This is a genomic window from Lentilactobacillus sp. TOM.63 (genome assembly GCF_030361045.1).
GTDB classification, from domain to species: Bacteria; Bacillota; Bacilli; order Lactobacillales; family Lactobacillaceae; genus Lentilactobacillus; species Lentilactobacillus dabitei.
On the sequence record NZ_JAUCAP010000155.1, the window covers coordinates 1 to 1,728 of the forward strand.

The window sequence follows — 1,728 nt, forward strand, 5'->3', positions numbered from 1 at the left end:
AAGCACACCTGCTTTTTTTGCCTGCCTCACGGCGAGTGCGGGGTGAGTTTGAGCGGGAGCTCCCGCTCATTTATGGGATCAAGCTGACACAGCTTGCGGGTTTGGGCAGCGCCCATGGTTTTATTCGTGTGGGATAGAAATTTGAAAATCAGGGGGGCGAGGGAGCGAATTTTGCGACCGTACTACGACCCCCCTTTTAAGTGCCGAGTGCCAAAATTGAATTTTAGGGGGTCTCGGGCTTACTCCTCCAAGGGATACAGCGATTAAAAAAAAATCAACAAATCGCCAACAAAATTGGCAAAAAAACGTGTGGATGTAAAGTGTCTTGACAAAAAAAGCGAATAAAAGTAAAATTTGTTTACAATATTTGAGAGGAGAATATTATGGCTGAAAATAAAAAAAGAGTTTCGATTGGGTTGACGGATAAACAGTATGAATTAGTTGAAAAATTTGCTAAAGAAAAAGGCTTTTCGAAGTCTGCAATATTTGTTTTAGCTTTAGAAGAATATTCAAGAAAGGAATCAGAGCAAAAAAATAAGTGAGAACTCATTCCCTTCAAGAAATACGAGTTCTCACTAATGCTTGTTCTGTCAAGGCGATTATAACAAATGGCAAAAGAAAAGGCGAGATACTTCACTTTTTTACTTTATCCAGAATCGATACCACAAGATTGGCAAACAAAGCTTGAAACTTTAGGCGTTCCAATTGCAATTAGCCCGCTTCATGATAAAGATTTGAGCAGTGTTGAGGGGCAAAAATATAAAAAAGCCCATTATCACGTTATTTATATCTCTAAAAATCCTGTCACAGCAGAAAGCGTTCGCTTGAAAATCAAGCGTGCTTTAGGCGATAAGAGTGTTGCTAAAGTACAAATTGTTGTCCAGAGCATGGAAAATATGTATTTGTATCTGACACATGAATCTAAAGACGCTATTGCTAAAAATAAGCACAAGTACAGCAAGCATGACATTGTTTTACTGAACAATTTTGACATTGATCGCTATATTACGCTTGATGTTGAAGATAAAGACGACATGCTGAATGATGTTTGCGATTTGATTGATGACCATAATCTGGCGAATATGCGTGAACTGAGACGCTTTTTAAAAGCTCATGGTTCAGAATATGGCATGCCCGGTATTAAAGTCGTTAATTCGGTTTTACGTGCTCATACTGGACTGATAAGGCTGTATTTCGATGCTGTTTATCAGGAACGCAAGTATGGCAGAGGCGATATAAACAAAGAGACTGGCGAGATACAAGATTAATTAGCGAATGGAAAGTAGGTGCTCGATTTGAGCACCTTTTTTGTTGTCGGCTAGCCGACTTCTGATACAAGTCTTTAGCACAATAACACAACCAACTTTAGTTGTTGTGTGTAAGTGCACATTGCTTTAAAAATGGCAATGAAAAAATCCAAAGAAAATGTCAAAGGCGCACTTACACTCCAAATAAATTGGAGTTGTGCTAAAACACTTAAGCCTGTATCAGATTTCGCTTTGCTCAAACAAAACTGACTTGCGTCAGTTGGAATCTTCAAAGCCAATAAAGTCCAGTCGTCAACTCCTTCAGACTTTATCGGCTTTGAAGATTGCTTTTAAATGCCTCTAATTTGCCCTCTAAGCCATTTTAGCTGTTACCCGTATAATTTACTGTCCGTCAACGGTAAATCGACGTAGAACGGCTTTTAGCCGTTCTAGGAGGCTTTAAGGAGTTGACAGACTCACT

2 protein-coding genes are annotated in these 1,728 nt (G+C 39.2%); both read left to right on the forward strand.

Annotation, left to right across the window (positions count from 1 at the left end; genetic code table 11):
- Positions 1–383: 383 nt before the first annotated feature.
- Positions 384–542: a CopG family transcriptional regulator gene (locus tag QUF07_RS13790; protein WP_158160189.1), complete on the forward strand. Its 159-nt coding sequence runs from the start codon at positions 384–386 to the stop codon at positions 540–542.
- Between the two features lie 66 nt (positions 543–608).
- Entirely contained in the window at positions 609–1,268 is a 660-nt protein-coding gene (locus QUF07_RS13795; RefSeq protein ID WP_275957227.1) for a replication protein, read from the forward strand.
- The last annotated feature ends 460 nt before the right edge of the window (positions 1,269–1,728 follow it).

Excerpts from the sequence above, each read along its gene's own strand:
- QUF07_RS13790 (WP_158160189.1), top strand. The coding sequence starts at position 384 with ATGGCTGAAAATAAAAAAAGAGTTTCGATTGGGTTGACGGATAAACAG.
- QUF07_RS13795 (WP_275957227.1), top strand. The coding sequence starts at position 609 with ATGGCAAAAGAAAAGGCGAGATACTTCACTTTTTTACTTTATCCAGAA.